Source organism: Streptomyces sp. NPDC054840, assembly GCF_053611065.1.
Window position 1 is genome coordinate 1 of record NZ_JBSGZP010000352.1, and the last position, 7,646, is coordinate 7,646.

Here is a 7,646-nt window from a genome sequence, read left to right on the forward strand (position 1 = left end):
GCGGCGGGGTTTGCCGGTGCGGCTGGGAATGCCGGAGGAGTCGCCGACGAGGCTGGAGTGGCGGCGGGGTTTCCCGGTGCGGCTGGGAATGCCGGAGGGGTCGCCGGCGAGGCTGGAGTGGCGGCGGGGTTTCCCGGGCCGATCAGTGGTACACGGGTGCCGTCCGGGAGGACCGCCGTGTGCGGGACCTCGCCCGACGGGACCAGGGTCGAGGTGAAGACGCCGTAGGGCTGGGCCGGGCCGGGTGGGGCGGTGACGTGGAAGCCCGGGTAGCTGCCGAGGGCCAGTTCGATCGCCGTCGACGTCAGGGCGCGGCCCACCCGGTCCGGGGACGGGTCGCGGACCACCAGCCGCAGCAGCGCGCCGGCCGTCTCCTGCGTGTCGGCGTCCTCGTGGTCGGTGCGGGCCAGGGTCCAGGTGGTGTCGGCCACGTCCTCCAACACTTCGGTGAGTTGGGTGCGGACGAGGTTCGCCTTCGCTTCGATGTCGAGGCCGGTCAGGACGAAGACGACCTCGTTGCGCCAGCCACCGATCCGCGTGACGCCCACCTTCAGCGAGGGCGGCGGAGCCTCGCCGCGCACTCCCGTGACGCGTACCCGGTCGGCGCCCTCGTCGGTCAGCCGGACGGTGTCCAGGCGGGTGGTCACGTCCGGGCCGAGGTACCGCACGCCCTGGGTCTCGTAGAGGAGTTGGGCGGTGACGGTGCCGGCGGTGACGGCGCCGCCCGTGCCAGGGTGTTTGGTGATGACCGCGGAGCCGTCCTCGGAGATCTCCGCCAGCGGGAAGCCGGGGCGGCGGACGTCGTGCCGGGCGAAGAAGGAGTAGTTGCCGCCGGTGGCCTGGGTGCCGCACTCCAGCACGTGACCCGCGGTCACCGCCCCGGCCAGCCGGTCGTAGTCGTCGTCGGCCCAGTCGAACCACCAGGCTGCCGGGCCGCTGACCAGCGCCGCGTCCGTGACCCGGCCGGTCACCACCACGTCCGCGCCCGCCCGCAGGCAGGCCGCGATCCCGGCGCCCCCCAGGTAGGCGTTGGCCGTCAGTGCCCCGTCCACCCGCACGGTGAGATCGTCGCCCTCCACGTGGGCGACCCGCACCGGGACGCCCGCCTTCGCCGCCAGGGCCCGTACGGCGTCGGCGAGTCCGGCCGGGTTCAGGCCGCCGGCGTTCGCGACGATCCGTACGCCGCGCTCGTGCGCGAGCCCGAGCCCCTCCTCCAGCTGGCGCAGGAAGGTTTTGGCGTAGCCGAGGTCCGGGTTCTTCAGGCGGTCGCGGCCCAGGATCAGCATGGTCAGCTCGGCCAGGTAGTCGCCGGTGAGCACGTCCAGCGGGCCGCCGGTGAGCATCTCGCGCAGGGCGTCGAAGCGGTCCCCGTAGAAGCCGGAGGCGTTGCCGATGACGAGCGGGCGCCGGGTCACCGCGCGGTCCCCGGCTCGCGGCCGGGCCCCGCCGGGCCGGCGAAGGCCTGGGCGATGTCCAGCCAGCGGTCCGCGTCGGGGCCGGTCGCGGTCAGGGCCAGGTCGGCGCGGTGGGCCCGCTGGGTCACCAGGAGGCAGAAGTCGAGCGCCGGGCCGGTGATCCGCTGCGGGGCGTCCGGCGGGCCGTACGTCCACACCTGCGGGCCTTCGGGTGCGGTCAGCTCCACCCGGAACGGCTCCGCGGGCGCGGGCAGTCCGCGTACGGCGTAGGCGTAGTCGCGGGCCCGTACGCCGATCCGCGCCACGTGCCGCAGCCGCGCGGTCGGGGTGCGGCGCACGCCGAGCGCGTCGGCGACATCCTGGCCGTGGGCCCAGGTCTCCATCAGCCGGGCACTGGCCATCGACGCGGCCTTCATCGGCGGCCCGTACCAGGGAAAGCGGATGTCGGGCGAGGCCGCGGCCAGTGCCTCGTCGAGGGCGGAGCGCGTGCTACGCCAGCGGCCGAGCAGCTCGGCGGGGGCCAGCTCCGCGCCCTCGCGCGCGCCCTCGTCGACGAAGGTGTCAGGGGCCTTCAGGGCTTCCTCGACCATGCGGCCGAAGCCGGTGGCGTCGGTGAGGGAGAGGAGCGAGGCCCGGTCGGTCCAGTGCAGGTGGGCGATCTGGTGGGCGATGGTCCAGCCGGGCGCGGGGGTGGGCAGGGCCCATTGACGAACGGCCAACCCCCCTACCAGGGCGTCTACTTCGCGGCCCTCCTCGCGCAGATCTGCGAAGACGGCGACGGCTGCGTCGACGGCGGACGGATCGGGCACGGTGCGCTCCCCTCTCGGCGTGAGGGGAAGACTGGCAGCACCCAGCAAAACAATCAAGCATGCTTGCATGATTTTCTCGGGGGGCGACGCCTTCCCGCCACCCCAGCCAAACTGCCTCACCCGCAAGGCAGTTGTCGCGCGGCGCAGCGGCCGCAGGTCCCGCCGCGCGGCGGCCCAGGGAAACGGAGGGGGCGATACAGGCCGTAAGCCGGAAACTCGCGATACGTCACCGGATGTCCCGTCGATACTGAACGTTCCGCTCCGGGCCCGGGCGGGCGCACACGTTCCTGTCGCTCGACGATGACGACGACGAAGAGGATGGACCGACGTGACTCCAGCCGCCCGTACCCCCTTCTCCCCTGCTCCCTTCTCTCCTGCCCCCTTCTCGCTCTATCCCGAACTCGACACGACCGCCCTGACCGCCTTCGTCACCGCCCTGGAGAGCGGCGACGTCACCGGGCTCGCCCCCGCCCGCGCCGCCGAGATCGCCGAGGTCCGCTCGCTCGCCGTCTTCACCCGCGGCAAGGTGACCGGCGCCGACGGGGACCTCCTCGACGCCGCGCTCTGGCGGCCCACCGGAACCCAGCCGCGTCCCGCGATCGTCATGCCCTCGCCGTGGACCGGCCTCGGCTGGCTGCCGTACGCCGTTCAGGCCTCGCTCTTCGCCGCCCGCGGCTACGACGTCCTCGCCTACTCCACGCGCGGCTTCGCCGGCTCCGAGGGCCAGGTCGACGTGGCGGGTCCGCTCGACGTCGCCGACGGCAGCCGGGCCCTGGACCACCTCATCGAGCGCAGCCCCGGCCCGGTGACGAAGATCGGCTTTCTCGGGGACTCGTACGGCTCCGGGATCAGCCAGCTCGTCGCCGCGCACGACACCCGCGTCGACGCCGTGGTCGCGCTCAGCACCTGGGGCGACCTCGGCGAGGCCTTCTACGAGAACTCCACCCGGCACATCGCGGCCGTACGGGCCCTGCTCGACGCGGCCGCGAAGGCCCGGCTGAGCCCGCAGACGAAGAGCGTCTTCGACAACGTCCTCGCCGACCGTGACGTCCAGGGCACCATGCGCTGGGCGGAGACCCGCTCACCCTTCACCCACATCAAGGAGCTCAACCGCCGCCAGGTACCGGTCTTCTTCTCGCACGCCTGGCACGAAACGCTCTTCCCGCCCAACCAGACGCTGAAGATGTTCAACGAACTGACCGGTCCCAAACGCCTCGCCGTCTCCATCGGCGACCACTCCGGCCCGGAGATGACCGGCATGCTCGGTCTGCCCAACCGGATCTGGACGGACGCCCACCGGTGGTTCGACCACCACCTCAAGGACATCGACAACGGCATCGCCGACGACGGGCAGGTGCTCGGCGAGGTCATGTGGAGCCGAACCCTCGAACCCCGCCCCACCTGGCCGTCCCTCACCGAACGCCTGGAACGGCTGCACCTCGCGGACGACGGCGCACTCGGCGAGGAGCCGCAGGCCGGCTGGACGTCGACCGTGCTGTGCGGCATGGACACCCCGGCGACCGTCGCCGATCACATCGTGCAGTCCGGGTACGCGGAGATCGCCGGTCGCCCGAAGACCTACCGGACCCAGGACATCGACCGCACCGTCGCCGCCGTATGGACCGCGGATCCGGCCGCGGAGACCACCCGGCTTCGCGGCATACCGCGGCTGCGCGTGACGTACCGGGCGGCGAACCCCGGATCCACCTTCGTCGCGTACCTCCTCGACACGGCACCCGACGGCACGGCCCACATCATCACGCACGCCCCGTACACGGACCTCGGCTCCCCGCCCGACAGCCTGATCAGCGCGGACATCGAGCTCCAGGCCACGGCGTACGACGTGCCGCGCGGCCACCGGCTGATGCTGGTGATCGACGCCCGCGACCCGTTCTACGGCGACGCCAACCTGCCCCGCGCGACCTTGGCGTTCACCTCCCCGGAGGCCACCCCGTCCTACCTGGACCTGCCGCTCGGCTGACCCCACGGCCCGTGCGTACGCCCGCCCGGTCCCGGCCGGGTCGGTGGGCGCGCCCGACCCTCGAACCCACCGCCCCAGGTCCCGACCCCGATCGAGCAGCTCCCACCCTCCGAAGCCCCGTCAGCAGACCTTTCCCGGACCTGCTCCCGCCGTCGCCCGGAGCAGGTCCCGGAGGAGGTCGAAGTCGACCTTGGCGGGATGGCGGAAGCGGAGGCAGGCCTTGCCCATGTCGTGGGCGGCCAGGCGGTCCGCGAAGGCGTCCCGGACGTCCGTGCGCAGCAGGTAGAAGGAGATGTACTGCTTCTGGTTGGCCCAGGCGATCTCGCCGTCGGTCTCGCCCGCCCGCACGTACACCGGCATCCCGTACGCGATGTGCTCCTCGAACCCGGTGAGCTCCTCCAGGCACAGCTCCCGCAGCCGGACCAGCGCCTCGCGGCGGACGTCGGGGACCGCGGCCAGGTAACCGGCGACATCCATCAGGCGGCCTTCTTCCGGATCTGCGAGCGGACCGCGCCCATGCTGGCCGCGATCACGAGGGCGATGGCCAGCGCGTCCAGTGCGGACATGGCCTGGTTCAGGACGAGGAAGCCCGCCGTGGCGGCGATGGCCGGCTCCAGGCTCATCAGGATCGCGAAGGTCGGGGCCGGCATCCGCCGCAGCGCGAGCAGTTCCAGCGTATACGGCAGGACGGAGGACAGGACGGCCACGCCCACGCCCAGCGCGATCGTGCTCGGGACCAGCAGGTTCGAGCCCGCTCCGGCGATGCCCAGCGGCAGGGAGATGGCCGCGGCCACCGCCATCGCCAGTGCGAGCCCGTCGGCCTGCGGGAAGCGGCGGCCCGTACGCGCGCTGAACACGATGTACGCCGCCCACATCGCGCCCGCCCCCAGCGCGTAGGCCGCGCCCAGCGGGTCGAGGGAGCCGAAGCCGAGTCCACCCCCGCCGTGCCCGGACAACAGGATCACGCCGCCGAGTGCGAGGCCGGCCCACAGGACGTTGACCAGGCGCCGGGAGACGACGACGGAGAGGGCGAGCGGCCCGAGAACCTCCAGGGTGACGGCCGGGCCGAGCGGGATCCGGTCGATGGCCTGGTAGAAGAGGCCGTTCATGCCGGCCATGGCGACGCCGAAGGCGAGCACCGTGCCCCAGTCGGAACGGGAGTGGCCGCGCACCTTCGGCCGGCACAGGAGCAGCAGCACGATCGCGGCGGCCGCGAGGCGCAGGGTGACCACGCCCGCCGCGCCCGCCCTCGGCATGATCATGACCGCGAGGGCGGCACCGAACTGCACCGAGACTCCCGCCGATATCACCAGCGCGACGGGGCCGAGGCCGGAACCGGAACCGGAAGCGGAACCGGAGCCCCGGGCGGGCGACGGGTCCGGCGCCTTGGCGGGGACGGCCGGCGAGGCCGCCGGGGAGGACGAAGAGGAAGGTGCGGGCATTTGTCCAGACTAAGGGGCCGTAAGGAGTGTTGCCGTATGTCCTGCCTTACAACTGGCTGTCACAACCCCTCCGCGAGGAGTTCCGCCAGGTGCCGGGCCGCGACCCCGCCCAGTTGGGCGATCTGGGTACGGCACGAGAATCCGTCCGCCTGGATCACGGCGTCGCGCGGGGCCGCGCGCAGGGACGGGAGCAGCTGTTCCTCGGCGCAGGCCACCGACACCTCGTGATGCCCCGGCTCGAAGCCGAAGTTCCCGGCGAGACCGCAGCAACCCCCGCTGAGCTCGCCCGTCAGGCCGGCCCGCTCGCGCAGCCGGCGGTCGGGGCCGTCCCCGAGCACCGCGTGCTGGTGGCAGTGGGTCTGGCCGACCACCTCCCGGTCCAGGCGCGGCGGCCGCCAGGCCGGGGCGTACTCCTCCAGGGTCTCGGCGAAGGTCCGCACCGCCCCCGCCAGGCGGGCCGCGCGGGGGTCTTCGGGGAGGAGGGTGGGCAGGTCGGCGCGCAGGGCCGCGGCGCAGCTCGGTTCCAGGACCACGACGGGCCCTGGTCGCTCTCCCAGTGTGTCCAGTGTCCGGCGCAGGACCGTGCGGGCGCGGTCGAGGCGGCCCGTGGAGACGTACGTCAGTCCGCAGCACACCCGGGCCTCCCCGGGCACCTCGACGCAGAGCCCCGCCGCCCGGAGCACCCGCACGGCCGCCCGGCCTGCCGCAGGGTTCAGGTACTCGGTGAAGGTGTCCGGCCAGAGGGTGACGGTTCCCCCTGTCCCCCTCGGCCCCGTAGGCCCTGCCGAGCCCGTGGGCGCTGCCGAGTCCCTCGCACCCGCATGCCCGGCCGCCCCCGACCGCCCCCACCACCGCGTGAACGGTTCGCGTGCCAGTTCCGGCAGCCGGCCGCCCCGCTGCCGGTCCAGCCCCGGTGCGGGGACGCGCCGGGCCAGGGCGTTGACCGCCCCCGCCGCCCGCAGGCGGGCGATCAGGCGGAGCCAGCCCGGCAGGCCGCCCAGCGTGTAGTGGGACAGCGGGCGGATCCGGCCCGCCCAGTGGTGGTGCAGGAACTCCGCCTTGTACGCGGCCATGTCCACACCCACCGGACAGTCGCTGCGGCAGCCCTTGCACGCCAGGCACAGGTCCAGCGCCTCGGCGACCTCCGCCGAGCGCCAGCCGTCCGTGACGATCTCCCCCGCCAGCATCTCGTGCAACAGCCTGGCCCGGCCGCGCGTGGAGTGCTGTTCCTCCCCCGTGACCCGGTACGACGGGCACATCACCGAGGCGGCGGCACCCGTGTCCGTGGTCCGGCATTTCGCGACGCCCACGCAGCGCGCGATCTCGCCCGCGAACGGGGTGTCAGGCAGCACCGCGAAGCGCAGGTTCTCGTCCAGCCGCGCCGGCCTGACCAGCATCCCCGGGTTCATGCCGCCCGCCGGATCCCACACGTCCTTGTAGGCGCCGAAGAGCCGGACCACCTCCGGCCCGTACATCTTGGGAAGCAGTTCCGCGCGCGCCTGCCCGTCCCCGTGCTCCCCCGACAGGGAGCCGCCGTGCGCGACGACGAGATCGGCCAGTTCCCCGGAGAAGTCCCGGAAGCGGGCGATGCCCGGCGCCGACACCAGGTCGAAGTCGATCCGTACGTGCACGCAGCCCTCGCCGAAGTGCCCGTAGGGGGATCCGCGCAGTCCGTGCGCCGCCAGCAGCGCCCGGAACTCCCTCAGGTACGCCCCCAGCCGGGCCGGCGGCACCGCGCAGTCCTCCCACCCCGGCCAGGCCATCGAGCCGTCCGGCATCCGGGTCGCCGTGCCCGCCGCGTCCTCGCGGATCCGCCACAGCGTGCGCTGCGCCGCCGGGTCGGTGACCAGCAGCCGGTCCACCGCGTCGGCGGCCCGCAGCAGTGCCCGCGCCCCGCTCTCGTCCGGCATCTCCACGAACAGCCACGCCCCGCCCCGGGGCAGCCGCGAAGCCGGGCCGCCCGCCAGGTCCTCGGCCATCCCCTCCACGGTGAGCGGCC

At 73.6% G+C, this 7,646-nt stretch carries 6 protein-coding genes; 1 reads left to right on the forward strand and 5 read right to left on the reverse strand.

The genetic code is table 11. The annotated features are described in order from the left end of the window. On the reverse strand, positions 1-1,343 hold a 1,343-nt coding region (locus tag ACWGIU_RS23280), incomplete at its 3' end, for an acyclic terpene utilization AtuA family protein (RefSeq protein ID WP_453708694.1). A gap of 68 nt (positions 1,344-1,411) precedes the next feature. Continuing rightward, entirely contained in the window at positions 1,412-2,224 is an 813-nt protein-coding gene (locus tag ACWGIU_RS23285) for a TIGR03084 family metal-binding protein (protein ID WP_453708684.1), read from the reverse strand. Positions 2,225-2,552: 328 nt separating this feature from the next. On the opposite strand from ACWGIU_RS23285, the gene ACWGIU_RS23290 reads away from it, so the two are divergent. Next, positions 2,553-4,205, forward strand: a complete 1,653-nt coding sequence (locus ACWGIU_RS23290; RefSeq protein WP_453708686.1) for a CocE/NonD family hydrolase — start codon at positions 2,553-2,555, stop codon at positions 4,203-4,205. Positions 4,206-4,325: 120 nt separating this feature from the next. On the opposite strand, the gene ACWGIU_RS23295 is transcribed toward ACWGIU_RS23290, so the two are convergent. From ACWGIU_RS23295 to ACWGIU_RS23305, 3 genes are all read right to left on the reverse strand, one after another. Beyond that, on the reverse strand, positions 4,326-4,682 hold the full coding sequence (locus ACWGIU_RS23295; protein ID WP_453708688.1) for a DUF1801 domain-containing protein: 357 nt from the start codon (positions 4,680-4,682) through the stop codon (positions 4,326-4,328). Next, the gene (locus ACWGIU_RS23300) at positions 4,682-5,647 is read right to left on the reverse strand and encodes an EamA family transporter (protein WP_453708690.1); all 966 of its coding nucleotides are present in this window, start codon (positions 5,645-5,647) and stop codon (positions 4,682-4,684) included. The genes ACWGIU_RS23295 and ACWGIU_RS23300 overlap by 1 nt, the downstream gene beginning before the upstream one ends. 59 nt (positions 5,648-5,706) lie before the next feature. Next, positions 5,707-7,646, reverse strand: a 1,940-nt coding sequence (locus ACWGIU_RS23305; protein WP_453708692.1) for an FAD-linked oxidase C-terminal domain-containing protein, incomplete at its 5' end; no start/stop codon positions are given.

What these genes read in the sequence shown, in the direction of transcription:
- ACWGIU_RS23295 (WP_453708688.1), bottom strand. Translation starts at nt 4,682, where the DNA reads ATGGATGTCGCCGGTTACCTGGCCGCGGTCCCCGACGTCCGCCGCGAG.
- ACWGIU_RS23300 (WP_453708690.1), bottom strand. Translation starts at nt 5,647, where the DNA reads ATGCCCGCACCTTCCTCTTCGTCCTCCCCGGCGGCCTCGCCGGCCGTC.